A 16,437-nucleotide genomic window follows, 5' to 3' on the forward strand; every position below is an offset into this window, starting at 1 on the left:
CATTCTTCGGAGCCAGGCTCCTTTCCTGGGTGCATCGTGCCGTTCGATCCCGCCAAGCCGACGCTGTTGTCCACACTGGTTCGTCACTACGAGGAACTGGTCGACCATGTTCGCCGGCGCTTCGGCGACCGGGGCATGGCGCGCGAAGTGGTGCACGACGTGTGCGTGCAGTTGCTCGAACGCGACGAGAAGGAGGACGTGCACACGCCCCTGGCCCTGCTGCGGAAAATCTCCCACGACGCCGCCGTGAGCCGCTATCGTAGCGACCGTCGTCGAACCGCCTGGGTGGAAGCCGTCGCCGAGCTTCCGGAAGTCGCCTGCATGGCGGCGACGCCCATGGGTCGCCATGAGGCCGAGCGCGAGTTCCAGGCACTGGTCGACGCCATCGCCACGCTTCCTCCTCGCTGCCAGGCCGTTTTCGTCATGCACAAGATCCACGAAGTTCCCCAGGCGCAAGTCGCCGACCGCCTCGGCATCTCCGTCAAGACCGTGGAAAAGCACCTGCGCCTCGGACTGGCGGCCTGCCGGGAACGGCTCGGCCGCGGCGAGGCACGGCCATGACCCAGCCCTCGAAACGGAATGGGCAGGTTCCGCTGGACGACGCCCTGGAGCGCCATCGCGACGCGCTGAAGGACCTGTTCCCGCTGCCGCCCTCCCGGCCGAAATCGCGCAAGGCAAGCAAGGCGGCCGGCGTCGCGCTATTGCTGGCGCTGGCCATCGGCGCCCTGGCCTGGCTGGACCCGGCCTACAAGCGCGAGCGCTTCGCCACCGCCATCGGTGAGCGGCGCGACGTGACCCTGGCCGACGGCAGCCAGCTCCTGCTCGACAGCGGCAGCCAGATCGAGGTCAGTTGGCACCCGCTCAGCCGCCGGGTCGCGTTGCGCGCGGGGCAGGTGCTTTTCGAGGTATCCCCGGCGCGCTATCGGCCCTTCGTGGTGTCCGCGGGTTCGACCGACATCCGCGTGCTCGGCACCCGGTTCAACGTGCGCCGCCTGGACGACGACGTCCGCGTGACCCTGGAGCGTGGCCGGGTGGAGGTCGGCACCTCGGCTACGGCGCAAGCGCCAGTCGTGCTCCTGCCGGGCCAGCAGGTCGATGCCATTGGCGGGCAACTGATGCCGCTGGCCAAGGTCGATGCCGCCACGGCGATGGCCTGGAAAGACGACCGCCTGGTCTTCGAGCGCACGCCCCTGGGCGAAGCCGTCGCGCTGCTGCGCCATTACCGCAAGGCGCCCATTCTCCTGGACGACCCCAGCCTGGCCTCCCTCCGGCTGACCGGCGTCTTCGCCGCGCACAACGTCGACCGGCTGCTCGACCTGCTGCCGAGTATCCTTCCCGTGGCCGTGTCGCGGCAGGAGGACGGCAGCGTCGAGATCCAACGCAAATCGACGCGAAAATAATTCTCGGACGCAGGTAGGGTTTCCCGCGCGCCGTGGCGGCTATCCAGGAAAAGCCAACCTGCATAGGAAATCGAGACGTGCATTTTTCCCTCCGCAGTCGCCACCTGCGTCCTTCATTGCTCGCCAGCAGCCTGCTCCTGGCGGTGTCGGCCCAGGGCCAGGAAAAGCTCGACGTGGATCTGCCCGCCGCGCCGCTCGGCCAGGCGATCAACGCCCTCGCGCAACAATCCTCGGTACAGATCCTCTTCGCCGGCGATCTCGGCGCCGGCCGCCAGGCGCCCGCGCTGAAGGGGCGCTTCACCCCCGAAGAGGCATTGCGCCAGTTGCTCAGGGATAGCGGCCTGAAGGCGCAGGCCAGGGACGAACATACCTTCATCGTCGTTCCGGCCAGCGAAGCCGCCGTGCCCGCTACGCAAGCCCGCAGCGAACCGCTGGACATGGAGCAGATGGAAATCACCGCCTCGCGCACCAGCAGCGACCTGGTCTCCGCCACGCGCCAGTCCACCGTCATCGAGCATGCCCAACTGGAGGAGCTGCGCCAGGGCTCCGACAGCCTGGCCACGGTGCTGGCCAAGGCGGTGCCGGGGATGTCCGATTCCAGCCGCACCATCACCGAATACGGCCAGACCCTGCGCGGGCGCAGCATGCTGGTGATGGTCGATGGCGTGCCGCTGAACACCAACCGCGACTCCTCGCGCAACCTGGCCAACATCGACCCGGCGCTGATCGAGCGGATCGAGGTCATCCGTGGCAGCAGCGCCATCTACGGCAGCGGCGCCACCGGCGGGATCATCTCCATCACCACCCGTCCGGCCGGCGGCGAGAACCGCGCGGAAACCCGCCTCAGCGCCACCTCGCCGCTGACCCGGCTGGGCAGCGATGGCCTCGGCGGCCAGTTCCAGCAATACTTCGCCGGCTCCCTGGGGGCGCTCGACTATTCGTTCGACTTCGGCACCCGCCACGTCGGTGCTTCCTACGACGCCCATGGCGACCGCATCGCTCCGGAACCCAGCCAGGGCGACCTGTTCGACTCGAACGTCTACAACATCGGCGGCAAGCTCGGCCTGCGCATCGACGAGAACCAGCGCGTGCAGCTCGCCCTCAGCCACTACGACGCCCGCCAGGACACCGACTACGCCACCGACCCGAGGGTCGCCAGGCTGCCGCCGGGCTCGGTCCCGGCCAACGCGATCAAGGGCCTGGAGCTGGACGAGCAGAACCGCATCCGCAACACCCTGGCGAACCTCGAGTACGAGAACCTCGACATCCTCGGCAGCCGGCTCTCCGCGCAGCTCTACTACCGCGACTATTTCACCCGCTTCACTCCGTTCGACGCCCGCGCTGTCTCCACCCGCGGCGGCAATGTCGACCAGATCATGCAGAACAGCGAAGTGTTCGGCAGCCGCCTGACCCTGCGCACGCCGCTGGGCGAAAGCGGCAATACCGAACTGGTCTGGGGCGGCGACTACAACCAGGAACGCAGCGACATGCCGCTCGACGTGTTCGACCCGGCGGCCTACGACGCCAGCGGCGGGCTGGTCTTCGACAAGATCGGCAAGCTCACCTACATGCCGCCGCTACGTACCCGCAGCGCCGGAGCGTTCGCCCAGTTGCAGCATCGCTTCGACGAACACTGGTCGATCGACGGCGGCCTGCGCTACGAATACTCCACCGCCGAATTCGACGACTTCATCCCGCTCTCCGAGTCCAAGGCAGCCTCGCCGGTGACCGTCAAGGGCGGCGACCTCGACTACGACGCGGTGCTGTCGAACCTCGGCATCGTCTATTCGCCGGTGGCTGGCCAGGAAATCTATGCCTCCTTCAGCCAGGGCTTCCAGTTGCCCGACGTCGGCATCCAGCTGCGCAACGCCCGCCGTGGCTTCGATATCGGCTCCTCGAACCTCGAACCGGTGAAGACCAACAACTACGAACTCGGCTGGCGCGGCGCCATCGGCGGCAACACCCTGGGCAGCCTGGCGCTGTTCTACACCACCTCCAAGCTGGGCGACGTGCAGAGCTTCAACAACGGCCTGATCCTCACCCGCACCAAGGAGCGCATCTACGGTGTCGAGGCCAGCGCCGACTGGCTCAGCGACGACGAAGTCTGGGGCGCGGGCGGCAGCGCCACCTGGATGCGCGGCCGCGAGAAGCCGGACGGCAAGGACTGGCAGGACATGACCGGCTACCGCGTGCCGCCGCTGAAGCTGACCGCCTACCTGCAATACAAGCCGGATGCCGACTGGAACAACCGCCTGCAGGCCACCTTCTTCGACTCCAAGGACTACCGTCTCGACGGCGTGGAAAGCTTCGGCCGTCGCCAGGTCAGCACCTACACCACGGTCGACCTGGTCAGCCAGTACCGCATCACCCCCGACGACCAGTTGAGCCTGGGCATCCAGAACCTGTTCAACCGCGACTACTACCCGCTCTACAGCCAGTTGCTGCGCAACAACAACAACACCAGCCACCTGCCGGCGCCGGGCACGGTGCTGACGGCGAGCTATACGCACAACTGGTGAGGGGAGGGCGGAGCCACCGGGCCTGGGCGGGCCCGGTGGGCAGGAGGGTGCTTCCAGAGGGAAGGCGGCCCCGTTGTCATGGGCAGGCATTTCCGTCCAATGCCGGACGCCGATCCAGGTCGGCCAGGTAATGGGGAAGGACAGGGTACGCCGTCCCGCTCAGAACACGACCTGCCCCGACATGCCCGGCTGCACCTCACCGCCGATCCAGATATCGCCGCCGATCTGCTCGACGCTTATCCGCCCCCGGCGACCCAAGGCCGTGCCCTGGCTCGCCGTGTAGCGCCCGGGCATGACTCCCGTGCCGATCAGCCATTGCGCCAGGCTCGCGTTGAGGCTGCCGGTAACGGGGTCTTCATTGAGTTCCTCGCCCATGAAGGCGCGCACTTCCACATCCGCCTCCGCCTGGGGACCTTGCCAGGGCGCGACCACGCCCACGTTGAGCCCGTCGAGCTTCGCGTAGTCCGGGCGAATGGCCAGGACCTCGTCACGCGTGGCCAGCCGAACGGCGACCCAGCCGGGTCCGTTGTCCACCCATTGGCTGCCGAGTACCTGCCCCGGGGAAAGGCCAAGCCCGCTCTCGATCCGTCGCAACACCTCGTCTTCGACCGCTCCGCCACGAAGCAGGGGAGGCGCCGCGAACGACAGCAAGGCGCCCTTGCGGCGGATACGGATCAGGCCCGCCAGGCACTCCTGGACGATCTCGTCAGCAGCATTGCCGCCCCCCTGGTTCAGCCAGACCTGGCAGCTCCCCAGCGTCGGATGCCCGGCAAAGGGCAACTCCCGCAGCGGGGTGAAGATTCTTACGCGGTAGTCTGCTTCGGCAGTGGTCGGCCGCAGCAGGAAGGTCGTCTCGCTCAACTGGGTCCAGGCGGCGAACTCGAGCATCTGCTGGCTGCTCAGGCGGTCGGCGCCAATCACCACGGCAACGGCGTTGCCTTTGAAGGGCTGTTCGGAGAAGACATCGACTTGCTCGAAGGGTAACGAAACCGGCATGGAACCTCCTGTTGTTGTGGCGGGGGAGGATAGGCTAGAGAGCTGCCGTCCGAAACCGGAGGGGGAACTTTCGAGGGGGCTTGGGGACTCTCGTCAGGGGCTGCAATCGGCCAATAGCAGCCGCTCCTGGCCAGAGACAGCAGCTTGAAGGAGTCGACGAATCTATGGTCGATTCAGGCTACGATGTTGAGCACTTGCGCCAGTACTGCGACAGTTATCGGACGCAGCCTGTGATTCCGCTGCGGCCCCTAAAGCGCAAACACAAGCCTGGGCCGAGCTGCCCCGGAGCAATTAAATGCTTATCCACCCGCGTGGTCGCTGCGACCGTGCGCGGCGATGAACATGGCGACGGCCGACCGGCAATAGGATTCTATTTCGTCCTCTGCTCTCGCCTGATCGAATCGGGCGATCATCAATAGATCGGAGCCTTTGAAGAGCGCGGCAAACAAGCGGGCGGCTTGGAGGGGATCGGGCACGTTGAGAAGCGCCTTCGCGTGAAGTTGGCGCAACAAGGCATCGATGTCGGCGATGACATGAGCGGCGCCGGCTTCGTAGTGGCGCTTGCTCAGGGCGTTTTGACTCGTTTTATCGGCCATGACCATGGCTTCGATACTGCTGACGTCTGGTCTCAATAGCGTGCGCAGCAGTGATGTTCCCACCGCCATAAGTTGGTCTTCGACCGAACCTTCGACACCTTCAAGCAGGGCCTGTGGTGCAAACGACTGCTGGCAGCCGGCCGCGATGGCTGCGCTGAACAGCGCCTCCTTGTTCTCGAAACGCCTATAGATGCTGAGCTTGGATATCTTCGCCCGCTGGGCGACCTTGTCCAGCGTCGTCGCTTGAAAACCCAATTCCACAAAAAGTTCGCTCGCGGCGTCGAGTATCGTTTGGGCAAGCGCCTCGTTGGTGGGCCGACCGCGCCGTGCCTGTATGGTTTCGGTCATGATATTGGTACTTTACAGTATCTTAATTTAAGATTTAGGATACCACTCAGTGTCTTAAATGAGCAATCCAAGGGCTTGGCTACAACCTGCCCTCCAGCGGAGCCCATCACCATGAATGACGTCATCATCATCGGCGGAAGTTTTGCAGGTCTCGCCGCCGCTTTGCAGCTCGGCCGTGCCCGTCGCAAGGTCATCGTTCTCGATACCGGTCGGCCGCGTAACCGCTTTGCCGGCCATTCGCATGGTCTGCTCGGTCACGATCACACGCCGCCGCTGGACATCCTGGCCGCGGCGCGGCAGCAGTTGACGCGCTATCCAACGGTCAGGCTAGTCAATGCCCGGGCAGAGAAGATTTCTGGCGTAATAGACGATTTCTGCGTTGTCACTGACGATCACGAAAGCCTAAAGGCCCGCCGCGTGATCCTGAGCTATGGCGTTGCCGATCAGATGCCTGATGTTCCAGGCTTTGCCGAGAGTTGGGGCACGTCCATCGTCCCCTGCCCCTATTGCGACGGCTTTGAAGCCGCCGGCCAGCATTGGGGCCTCGTGTGGTCCGGCCCGCAATCGCACAACCAGGTCAGGCTGTTCCTCGATTGGACCGACAGGTTGACTGTCTTTGCCGATGGTCACGACATTACACCTGATATCCAGGCCGATCTGGCGCACCGCAACATACCTGTCGTCGACGGACGGATCGTCGAGATCGCCCATCACCAGGGGCATATCGCTACCGTCAATCTCGACACTGGCTCCACTGTCGCGGTCGACATCCTGTTTGCTCATCCGCGCAACAAGCCGTCCGCAAACCTGCATGAATCGTTGGGCCTTGCCACGATGGATACGCCCACCGGCGTCGTGCTCAAGGTCGACGAGCGCCGCCAAACCAGCACGCCTGGCATCTATGCCGCCGGCGATCTCACCACCCCCATATTGCCCTCGGTCACCCAGGCATCATCGCAGGGCGCGATGGCGGGTATTTTCGCCCAGCAGTCGATGCTGGCTTGAGCCCATAGAGAGGAGATGAACATGGCCGTCGAGCCGGACAGCGCGGGGGTGCGCTTCCCTCCGCCCTTCATCTATCTGGGAGCGCTGCTGTTGGGGCTGGCGGCGGAGCGGTTCGTCGCCCTGCACTCTTTCGGCATCGATTGGTGGTTGCTGATCGCAATGGGCGCGCTGCCGTTCGCTGCCGGCGCGGTAATGATGCTTGCGGCGGCGGGGCTGTTCCGGCGTCTGGGCACCAACATTCCGCCGTCGCGACCAACGACCCTCATCGCAACGACCGGTCCCTATCGGTGGACGCGCAATCCCATGTATCTCGGCATGGCGCTTATCTATGCAGGCCTTGCGGTCGGCTTCGACGGACCGATCGCCTTCGCGTTGCTTCCGTTGGTGTTGGTCGCGATCCAGACGCAGGTGATCGCCCGCGAGGAGCGCTATCTCGAAGCAAAGTTCGGCGACGACTACCGCCGCTACAAGGCCGAGGTTCGCCGCTGGCTCTGACTATTCCGCAACTGCCGCCTGCGGGATTTTCTGATAACCAACACCGACTTTCTTGCCACGGCTACTGAATGGGCCCTGAGTTCGTAGATAACCAAGGGTCGCTTCTGGCCGGAAGCTGACACTAGTGGCGGGCAGCTACGGCCGTAATCGGACGCTCCAACCAATGTCAGAATCTAAGCTGACATCGCAAGTAGAGCGACAAAATGAAGTTCGTCTTCGCTTTGGGCACTCAGAGTTTCGATGTCTTAGACACGTCCAAATGGCCTATGCATAGACTTGGGCGAAGATTTCGACGGCTGCAGCTAGCCGCGCTTTGCTAACTGCCGAGGGGCTGCTGCAGTCTAGGCCCGAGTGGCCGGCCTGCAGGCGCGTCCATATCGTCTCGCTGCCACAGCATAGAGGGCTGACGATGCCCAGGCCGGTAACGACGATACGTGTGCTGTGTTCTCTGTGCATGGTGTGGTCTCGTACGTGAAGAGGTGAATCAGCCGAGGCCGAAGGTCTTGCGCAGGCCCGAGTCGACTGGGCCTGCCGGCATAAAGCGGCGCAGGCGTCTGAGCAGGGTGGCCTCGCCTTTGGGGGTGTGGCGCATTTTCCACGCGCCCAGGGCGGCCTCGACGATGGTCGCGGCGACCGCATCGGGCAAAGGTGCCTTCTGCACGTTCATCTGGATGGCCTGGGAGACGGTTGCCCGCTCGCTGTCGTAGGTAGCGATACGCAGGGCGGCCTGTGGCGCGTTGAGGTCCAGGCTGGTCTTGGTGAACGAAGGCTCGACCAACGCGACGCGAATGCCGAAGCGCCGCACCTCGTGATCCAGGGTCTCGGACAAACCCTCCACTGCATGTTTGGAAGCCGAGTACAGGCCCATGTAGGGTGCTGGCAGGAAGCCGAGCACCGAACTGACGTTGACGATGCGCCCTGCGCTTTGCTTGCGCATCTGCGGCAGTACCGCCTGGGTAACGCGCAGGACGCCGAAGACGTTGGTGTCGAACAGCGCCTGGGCCTCGTCGATGGCGGTTTCCTCTGTCGCACCGAGCAGTGTGGTGCCAGCATTGTTGACCAGTACGTCGATGCGCCCAGCTTCTGCAATCACATGTTCGATGCTCTGGCGAATCGAGGCTTCGTCACGAATATCCAGGTGAATCAGCTCGACACCGGGGATGGCCTGCGCAGTGGCCGGGTTGCGCACGCTGCCGAACACGCGGCAACCGCGTCCGGCGAACTGTTCGGCCGCCGTGCGACCGATGCCTGATGACACGCCGGTTATGACGACCACTGGGGAGTTGGGCATGGCAGTTACTCTCGATCAGGGAAGGGCTGTTCATGCAGGTTGTGCCTGCGCGAGTGGCTCGTGGGGGATGGGGCGGATGCCGAACCAGATGGCGTACATGGCCGGCAGGAACACCAGGGTCAGCACGGTGCCGGCGAAGGTGCCGCCGATCAGGGTGTAGGCGAGGGTGCCCCAGAACACGGAATGCGTAAGTGGGATGAACGCCAGGATCGCCGCCAGCGCGGTGAGGATCACCGGCCGAGCGCGTTGCACGGTGGCTTCGACCACGGCGCGGAACGGATCGAGACCCGCCGCTTCGTTCTGGCGAATCTGCCCGATCAGGATCAGCGTGTTACGCATGAGGATGCCGGACAGCGCGATCAGCCCGACCAGCGCGTTGATGCCGAACGGCTGCTGGAACAGGATCAGCGTCGGCACTACGCCGATCAGCCCCAGCGGGCTGGTGAGAAAGACCATGATCATCGCGGCGATCGAGCGCACCTGCAGGATGATGATGATCAACGTGACGGCCAGCATGATCGGGAACAGCGGCAGCATGGCCTTGCTGGCTTTGCCCGATTCCTCGATGGAGCCCGCTTGCTCGATGCGATAGCCGCTCGGCAGCCTGTCGATGATGGGTTGCAACTGCTGGCTGATGGCGGTCGACACGTCTGGCGGTTGCAAGCCTTCGGCGATATCGCCACGCACTGTGATAGTCGGCACCCGGTCGCGCCAGCGCATGATCGGCTCTTCCATGCGTACCTCCACTTCGCCAATCTGCGACAGCGGGATGCGCTGACCATTGGCGCCGGCCAGGGTGAAATCCATCACCCGTGCCGGGTCGAGGCGAATATCGCCAGCGGCACGGGCCATGACCTGCACCGTGCGGATGTCTTCGCGTACGGCGGTGACGGGCACGCCGCTGAGCAAAAACTGCAGCTGCTGCGCAACGGCACTGGAGGTTAGCCCCACCGCTTGCAGGCGATCTTGCTGCAGATTGAAGTGCAGCGTGGGAGCGCGGGTGCCCCAGTCGGTATTGACCGTCCGCATCAGCGGGCTGGCATCCATCACTTGGCGCACCTCGCTGGCGATCTCGCGCAGGCGTTGCGGATCCGGGCCGCTAATCCGGTAGGCCACCGGGTAGGGCGAGTAGGGGCCGAACACCAATTGACTGACGCGCACCTGCGCCTCGCTGGCCAGACCCTCGGCAATCGCCTTGCGCAGCCTGTGCTTGAGTGCCTCGCGCTCATCCGGGTTGTCGGTGCGTACGACGATCTTGGCGAACGACGGATCCGGCAGTTCCGGGCTCATGGCCATGAAGAAGCGCGGTGCGCCCTGGCCGAGGTACGCCGTGACGATCTTCGCCTCTGCCTGCTGGGCCAGCCAGGCTTCGACTTTTTCCGCAGCTGCGCTGGTCTGGAGGATCGAGGTGCCATAAGGCATCTGTACCTCGACCATGACTTCGGGGCGGTCGGAGATGGGGAAGAACTGTTTCTTGACCAGCGCCATGCCGAGCACGGCCGTCACGAACAGCCCTATCACTGAACCTGCGACCAGCCACTTGTGGGCGATCACCTTACCCAGAATCCGACGAAAGTGGTTGTAGCGCGGAGTGTCGTAGATGGCGTCGTGACCGCCCTCGACCTTCTTGATCTCGGGCAGCAGCTTGACGCCGAAGTACGGCGTGAAGATCACCGCGACCAGCCAGGAAGCGATCAGCGCGATGCCGACGATCCAGAACATGTTGCTGGTGTATTCGCCGGCCGTGGAGCGGGCGAAGCCGTTGGGCATGAAGCCGACGGCGGTAACCAGGGTGCCGGAGAGCATCGGCGCCGCTGTGTGGCTCCAGGCATAGGCGGAGGCCCGCACACGGTCGTAGCCTTCCTCCATCTTCACCACCATCATCTCGATGGCGATGATGGCGTCGTCTACCAGCAGGCCAAGGGCGAGGATCAGCGAGCCCAGGGTTATGCGGTCGAAGTTCTTGCCAGTGGCGGCCATCACCACGAAGACCATCGCCAGGGTCAGCGGCACTGCCACCGCGACTACCACGCCGACGCGCCAGCCCATGCTGACGAAGCACACCAGCATCACCACCAGCAGCGCGACGAAGAACTTGATCATGAACTCGTCGACGGACGCGCTGATGTTGACGGCCTGGTCGGTGACCTTGCTCAGGCTCATGCCCAGCGGCAGCTCAGCGTTGATCTGCTGCACTTCATCGTTCAAGGCCTTGCCCAGGTCGAGCCCGTTCCAGCCTTCACGCATGATGATGCCGAGCAACAGGGCCGGTTCGCCGCCGTTGCGAATCAGAAAGGTGGCCGGGTCTTCGTAGCCGCGCTTGACCGTGGCAACATCGGAAAGCTTCAAGGTGCGGCCTTGGGCGATGATCGGAGTGTCACGAATCTTCTCTAGCTCATCGAAGGCACCGTCCAGACGCAGGAACACGTCGGGGCCACGGGTTTCCACGGAGCCGGCCGGGGTCAGGGCGTTTTGCCCGTTGAGCGCGGCGAACACGTCCTGGGGACCGATGCCCAGGGTGGCCAGGCGCTCGTGGGAGAACTCGACGAAGATGCGCTCGGCCTGTTCGCCGATGATGTTGACCTTCTTCACGCCCGGTACATGCAGCAGGCGCTGACGCAGGGTCTCGGCGTCGCGCACCAGGTGGCGTTGCGGCTCGCCCCTGGCTTTGAGCGCGAACAGGGCGAAGGTGACGTCCGAATACTCATCGTTGACCAGCGGGCCGATCACCCCGGTAGGCAGCGTCTTGGCCTCGTCGCTGATCTTCTTGCGCGCCTGGTAGAACTCCTCGAGCACCTCCGAGGGTGGGGTGGTGTCGAGCAGCGACAGGGTGGTGAAGGCCAGCCCCGGGCGTGTATAGGTTTCGCTGCGGTCGTACCAGCGCAGTTCCTGCAGGCGCTTCTCGATCTTCTCGGCGACCTGATCCTGCATTTCCTGGGCGGTGGCGCCCGGCCAGGCGGTGACGATGGTCATGACCTTGATGGTGAAGGCCGGGTCTTCGGCACGCCCCAGCTTGAAGAAGGCGACGAGACCCGCCAGGGAGATCAGGCAGACCAGGAACAGGGTGACGGAGCGCTCGCGCACGGCGAGGGCGGAGAGGTTGAAACGACTTTCGCTCATGGCTGGCCTTTCTCGACTGCCGCCACGGTGGCCGGCTCGGCCAGGCGAACGGCCTGGCCGTCGTGCAGCAGGTGCGCGCCCAGGGCGACGATCTGGTCGCCCGGCTTGATCGCGCCGCTGATGCGGGCGCTCTCATCATCCAGCGACTGAACGTTTACGGGCGTCCACGCCACCTCTGTGGGCTCTCCGCGAATCATCCAGATGCCAGGCCCGTTGCCTGCGTCGTACAGCGCGGCGATGGGCACCTGCACTGTGCTTGGTGAAGCAGTTTGCGGATCGCTGATTTGCACGGTGATGGTGGTGCCCAGCGGCGCGTCGGACAGCTCGCCTTCGAGCACGTAACGCGCCTCGAAAGTGCGGGTCTGGCGGTCGGCGACATCCGACAGCTGGCGCAGTCGGGTGGCGACGCTGACGTCTTGCCTGCCGAAGAGCTTGGCCTCAGCGCTGGAACCGACTGCTGGACGCAGGGTTTCCGGCAGTTGCACCAGGGCTTCGCGTGGGCCGGCATGTGCAAGCCGTACCACGGCCTGGCCGGCGCTGACCACCTGGCCTGGCTCGGCCAGTGTCTCCATGACGATACCGTCGGCATCGGCGAGCAGCTCGGCGTAGCGGGTGGCGTTACCGGCAACCTTGGCTTGGGCCTCGGCTGCACTGAGTTGCGCGCGAGCCGCATCCGCCGCTGCCTTGTATTGGTCGTAGGCAGATGCCGATACCGCGCCAGTGCCGCGCAGGGCGCGGTAACGAGCTTCGTCATCGCTGGCCTGCTGAGCCCGTGCCCGCGCTGCGGTCACCGCCTCGCGCTGGGCATGGGCGGCGAGTTGCAGGTCGATAGGATCGAGGCGCAAAAGCACCTGGCCACGCTTGACGGTCTGGCCGGTATCGACCAGGCGCTGCAACACCTTGCCGGACACGCGGAAACCCAGGTCGCTCTGCACCCTGGCCGCGACGATGCCGGTGAAGGCGCGCGATGTAGCGGTTGCCGACTGGATGGTGGTGATGCGAACCAGTGGCGCGTCAGTGCGGGGATCGGGGGGCGTCTGGTCGCTACAGGCGAGCAGCACGAACGGAATTACACCGACCAGGGGGGACAGAAGGAGGTTGCGCCGGCGCATGAGGAACCCGTTGCGAAGTCGTAGGGAGCCTCACTTTGATTCTTGTGACCAATTTAGTCAATAGTCACTAATCAGGGTGACAGACTGCGCAACACCAGGCTGGACAGCAGGGCCGGCGCTTCATCGGTGGTTTCGAGCCCGTACTGGAGCAGCAGCGGGTTGAAATAGGGGCGCATGATCAGGTGGATCGCGCGGGTGGTTTCATCCAGAGGCGTCTTGCGCTCGAAGTCGCCGCTCTGCCGGCCCTGCTGCAGGATCTCGCGAAGGGTCTGCTCGATGAAGCCTTCGTAGAGCAGGGTTGCCGGCCAGCGCCCGGAGGCGGCGGAGGCGGCGATTTCGTAGAGTTTTCGATCCTGGAAGAACAGCCGCAGGCAGGCTTCCATCAGCACCTTGAGCATGCGCCTCAGCTTCTCCGGCGGGCTGTCCACCTCATGGATGGCAGCATTCACCTCGGTCTGTATCTGCTGTAGGCAGCTCGAGCAGATCATCTCGCCGATGGCCTGCTTGGACTCGAAGAACTTGTAGATATAGGCCTTGGAAAAACCGATGGCCTTGGCCAGGTCGGAAACCGTGGTCTTCTCGTAGCCATACAGGCGGAAGTGCTCGGTCGCCGCTGCCACGATCTGATCACGCACCTCGTGATCCACCGGACCACGTGCTGCAACTTTGGGGGAGGGGGTCTTGTTCATGGGGGATAGCCTACAGAGCGGCAGGGTGATAGACAATTAGTGACCAAAAAGTATTATGGTCACAATTTCTGCAATCTCCTCCCTTGCCCTGGAAGAACATCCATGCTGTCGAAGCGACTCCTCGTTGTACTGATCAGTACCGACCTGGTGGGAGGCTGCGCGGTTGGCCCCGATTACCAGCGTCCCGAGATTTCCCTGTCCGAGCGCTTCCTGGGGCAGGAGGCTGTCGAGCAGCGGCCTGTGAGTTCCATGGGCGATTTGATCGATTGGTGTGCTGGGGCTGCGTTGGCGCCTGTTTGACTTCGGCCGCATCGATGCCCAGATCGACCTGGCCAAAGGGCAGGAAGCCGAGCAACTGGCGGCTTACCGCCTCGCCGTGCTGCGCGCCACCGAGGACGTGGAAAACGCCTTCTCGGCACTGGTCAAGCGTGAGCAGCAGGCCAACGTGCTTGAGCAGGGCGTGGATTCGCTCAGCCGCGCGCGGCAGGCATCGTTCGAGGCCTACCAGCAGGGCGTCGTCAGCTTGATCGAAGTGCTGCAGGCCGACGACAACCTGCTGCGCGCCGCCGATGCCCGAGCCCAGGCGCAAACCGAGTCGGCCCGCACTGGCGTTGCGGCATTCAAAGCGTTGGGCGGTGGCTGGAAGGTGCCCGAGGCGCTTGCGGCCAAGTGATTGCAATGCTGTATCAGGTAGTTGCTTTGTGCTGATCTTCAGTAACTAGTGATGGCGATGCCGACAGTCCGTTATTGGCCGTAGCTGCCCGCCACTAGTGTCAGCTTCCGGCCAAGAGCGGACTTACCCTTTCGTTTAGATTGATCTGCCCAGCAGGGAGTCAGTAAGGAAATGGAATGATCGAAGGCCGCTGAACTGATCTTGCTTACTCAATCATGATGGCCATCGCCCTTGGACTTTATGTCAGTGCAAGCGGTGTAGTGCAGCGTGCTCTCGTGGGGAGCGTGACGAGCCAGCGTTAGCTGTCCTCCACGAGAAGCGGCTAGGGCTCGGAAGCTGCCGTTCGACCAAAGAAGACGAACTACCTAACAGAGTTTGCACCATGAGTTGCCCTCGGCAATGATCGGCAGGCTCTCGGGTCGAATAGCCGACCCAGATGTTTACCAGACTTAAGAGAGACGATACGGTAAACTCTCATGGGCGGGTGTAAGTCTGGTCTTTCCGTTAGTGCTGGCGGAACCCTTTCGGGCTCTATCGTGAGATGCTGTCATGCCTTTGGCAGCTGATTATTATCGCGCTAGCGCTGTGAAATTCTCACTTTTTGAATACTTATGTCCTGCCAAGAAAAAACATTAAAAAATGGAAGCGTCCAATGATCTCGTTAAGACCTATGCGAGAAAGCGAATTCTCAGGTTATCTCGATTATTTTGTCCCTGCCTATGCATCTGAGATTTCATCCAGTCATAGGCTTTCGTACAGTGAATCTCTTGTGCAAGCCAAATTGGAAATAGCAGATGATTTACCTGACGGTATCAATACGGCTGGACAATCTTTGCTGTGCCTGTACGATCCGGCAGATGGCCCCGAAGAAGTCATAGGATATCTGTGGTACGAAGAGGATCTGTCCCTGCACTTGGCATTTATAAATGATTTCCACATTCTTCCCGTCCACCAGGGAAAAGGTCTCGCCAAGCAGGCCTTGGAGTCATTGGAGCGGGAGCTTAAACTTCGAGGATTTCAACAGATAAAATTACGAGTAGCTGGCGACAACGAACGAGCCAAACATGTTTATGAAGGTAGTGGCTTTTGTGTGACCGGTATCAATATGAGCAAGCCGCTCGTTTAGTAGTGAGGTTGCTACCGTTCGCGTACTGGCGTTTGATTACAATGAGTTCGAGGTAACGATGCGAAATTGCCCATCAGAGTAAGCGCTATTGTCTGCATTTTGGCAGATATCTGAGCGTGCGCTGGAGCATACCACGCTTCGCTGCACTGCTCTGCGATAGCTCTATGAGTCGCGGTAGGGTTTTGTGTAGACATGGATTTTTAGTTTTGGGTTGAACGTGTCCTTGGCTTGGCTTCACAAAACTCCTTGTGGCCTTTTCTGTCGGCGGCTGACGGCAGCCAGGGGGCGAAAGCGGCCGGTAATGAGCGATAGCTACCGGCCACAAGCGGGCAGTAGCCTCTGAGTGTTGAAAAGCGCTAACTTTCTACGCTCCCAACGAAACAGCGATATCTATCATCGCCAAGGGTAGATACGCCAGTGTCAGTGGCGCGTAAAAGCGGCGAGAGCGAGAGAAGAACGCTGCCAGCGATACTGTGAACATGACCAAATCCAACGCACCCCATAGCTGGAGTGGTGAGGCGTTGAAGAACAGGATATTGGTCGTACTTCCTAATCCTAGATAAATGCAGATCGCCAATAGGGCAAAGCGTCCATCTTGTTCAAAGTAGACCTGAAGGCCATCGGCCTCGTCTTCGCTGCGACTTGGCAATATCAACGCCGCCGCACTAAACAGCGATAGTGACAGGCAGACCAAAAGCAGGAACTCGATGAACGAAAAGGCATTCTTTAAGGTGGGGAGGTCGTTTAGGGCCCACCAGAACTGCAGTTGGAACAGGAAAAGCACGAGTGCCCAAGCAAGTGCGACCCAGTCTGGCCGTGCCGTGCGGCGAATCCTGAAAACGGTCATGGCGCCCAACAGAACCCTGGTGATGGACAAGCCCAGAATCATCGAAAGCACGGTCGCCAGAATATGGAAGTTTTCCACGACTGCCCCCTTGCTTGGACTTCGCTCTCGCCTGCCGCGTGCTTCACACCGCAGCCTGCCAAATCCCGACTGATGACATTAGTAATAGACTACGCAACGCCACAGGTAAGATTCAGCCCAAATCGAGCGGCTGCTTCTGGCC

Annotated in this window: 13 protein-coding genes and 1 pseudogene; 7 read left to right on the top strand and 7 right to left on the bottom strand. The window is 62.6% G+C overall.

Features of this window, described 5'->3' with window-relative positions:
* The first annotated feature begins 36 nt into the window (after positions 1 to 36).
* From VQ065_RS12020 to VQ065_RS12030, 3 genes are all read left to right on the top strand, one after another.
* A complete protein-coding gene (locus tag VQ065_RS12020) occupies positions 37 to 561 on the top strand; it encodes an RNA polymerase sigma factor (RefSeq protein WP_003086922.1) in 525 nt (174 codons plus the stop codon).
* Positions 558 to 1,400 carry a FecR family protein gene (locus VQ065_RS12025; RefSeq protein WP_003086924.1) on the top strand — a complete coding sequence of 281 codons (843 nt, stop codon included), beginning with the start codon at positions 558 to 560 and terminating at the stop codon, positions 1,398 to 1,400. The genes VQ065_RS12020 and VQ065_RS12025 overlap by 4 nt, the downstream gene beginning before the upstream one ends.
* A 77-nt stretch (positions 1,401 to 1,477) precedes the next feature.
* On the top strand, positions 1,478 to 3,919 hold the full coding sequence (locus VQ065_RS12030) for a TonB-dependent siderophore receptor (RefSeq protein ID WP_003086926.1): 2,442 nt from the start codon (positions 1,478 to 1,480) through the stop codon (positions 3,917 to 3,919).
* Positions 3,920 to 4,078: 159 nt separating this feature from the next.
* On the opposite strand, the gene VQ065_RS12035 is transcribed toward VQ065_RS12030, so the two are convergent.
* Entirely contained in the window at positions 4,079 to 4,915 is an 837-nt protein-coding gene (locus tag VQ065_RS12035) for a PhzF family phenazine biosynthesis protein (RefSeq protein ID WP_003086930.1), read from the bottom strand.
* Between the two features lie 299 nt (positions 4,916 to 5,214).
* Positions 5,215 to 5,859 (bottom strand): TetR/AcrR family transcriptional regulator, encoded by a 645-nt coding sequence (locus VQ065_RS12045; protein WP_019485174.1) that lies wholly within the window; start codon positions 5,857 to 5,859, stop codon positions 5,215 to 5,217.
* 111 nt (positions 5,860 to 5,970) lie between these two features.
* Between VQ065_RS12045 and VQ065_RS12050 the strand changes: the two genes are divergently transcribed.
* On the top strand, positions 5,971 to 6,864 hold the full coding sequence (locus tag VQ065_RS12050; protein ID WP_003086934.1) for an NAD(P)/FAD-dependent oxidoreductase: 894 nt from the start codon (positions 5,971 to 5,973) through the stop codon (positions 6,862 to 6,864).
* A gap of 21 nt (positions 6,865 to 6,885) precedes the next feature.
* Positions 6,886 to 7,359, top strand: a complete 474-nt coding sequence (locus VQ065_RS12055) for a methyltransferase family protein (RefSeq protein WP_003086935.1) — start codon at positions 6,886 to 6,888, stop codon at positions 7,357 to 7,359.
* 484 nt (positions 7,360 to 7,843) lie between these two features.
* Here the strand turns inward: VQ065_RS12055 and VQ065_RS12060 are convergent, their stop codons facing one another.
* The 4 genes from VQ065_RS12060 to VQ065_RS12075 all read right to left on the bottom strand — a co-directional run bounded on the left by VQ065_RS12060 (position 7,844) and on the right by VQ065_RS12075 (position 13,571).
* Complete coding sequence (locus VQ065_RS12060; RefSeq protein ID WP_003124979.1) at positions 7,844 to 8,650, bottom strand: oxidoreductase; 807 nt, start codon at positions 8,648 to 8,650, stop codon at positions 7,844 to 7,846.
* Positions 8,651 to 8,680: 30 nt separating this feature from the next.
* Complete coding sequence (locus VQ065_RS12065; RefSeq protein WP_003086939.1) at positions 8,681 to 11,770, bottom strand: efflux RND transporter permease subunit; 3,090 nt, start codon at positions 11,768 to 11,770, stop codon at positions 8,681 to 8,683.
* Positions 11,767 to 12,882, bottom strand: coding sequence for an efflux RND transporter periplasmic adaptor subunit (locus VQ065_RS12070; protein ID WP_003086940.1), 1,116 nt, complete (start codon positions 12,880 to 12,882; stop codon positions 11,767 to 11,769). The genes VQ065_RS12065 and VQ065_RS12070 overlap by 4 nt, the downstream gene beginning before the upstream one ends.
* A gap of 71 nt (positions 12,883 to 12,953) precedes the next feature.
* Positions 12,954 to 13,571: a TetR/AcrR family transcriptional regulator gene (locus VQ065_RS12075; protein WP_003133334.1), complete on the bottom strand. Its 618-nt coding sequence runs from the start codon at positions 13,569 to 13,571 to the stop codon at positions 12,954 to 12,956.
* 262 nt (positions 13,572 to 13,833) lie between these two features.
* Between VQ065_RS12075 and VQ065_RS12080 the strand changes: the two are divergent.
* Positions 13,834 to 14,244 (top strand): annotated as a pseudogene (locus tag VQ065_RS12080) (TolC family protein); the annotation flags it as partial.
* Between the two features lie 652 nt (positions 14,245 to 14,896).
* Complete coding sequence (locus tag VQ065_RS12085) at positions 14,897 to 15,370, top strand: GNAT family N-acetyltransferase (RefSeq protein ID WP_023657597.1); 474 nt, start codon at positions 14,897 to 14,899, stop codon at positions 15,368 to 15,370.
* Between the two features lie 364 nt (positions 15,371 to 15,734).
* Here the strand turns inward: VQ065_RS12085 and VQ065_RS12090 are convergent, their stop codons facing one another.
* Entirely contained in the window at positions 15,735 to 16,295 is a 561-nt protein-coding gene (locus VQ065_RS12090) for a hypothetical protein (protein WP_023875596.1), read from the bottom strand.
* Positions 16,296 to 16,437 lie beyond the last annotated feature (142 nt).

Origin of the sequence: Pseudomonas sp. KBN10P06128, assembly GCF_037574945.1 — a bacterium.
Taxonomy (GTDB): Bacteria; Pseudomonadota; Gammaproteobacteria; order Pseudomonadales; family Pseudomonadaceae; genus Pseudomonas; species Pseudomonas aeruginosa.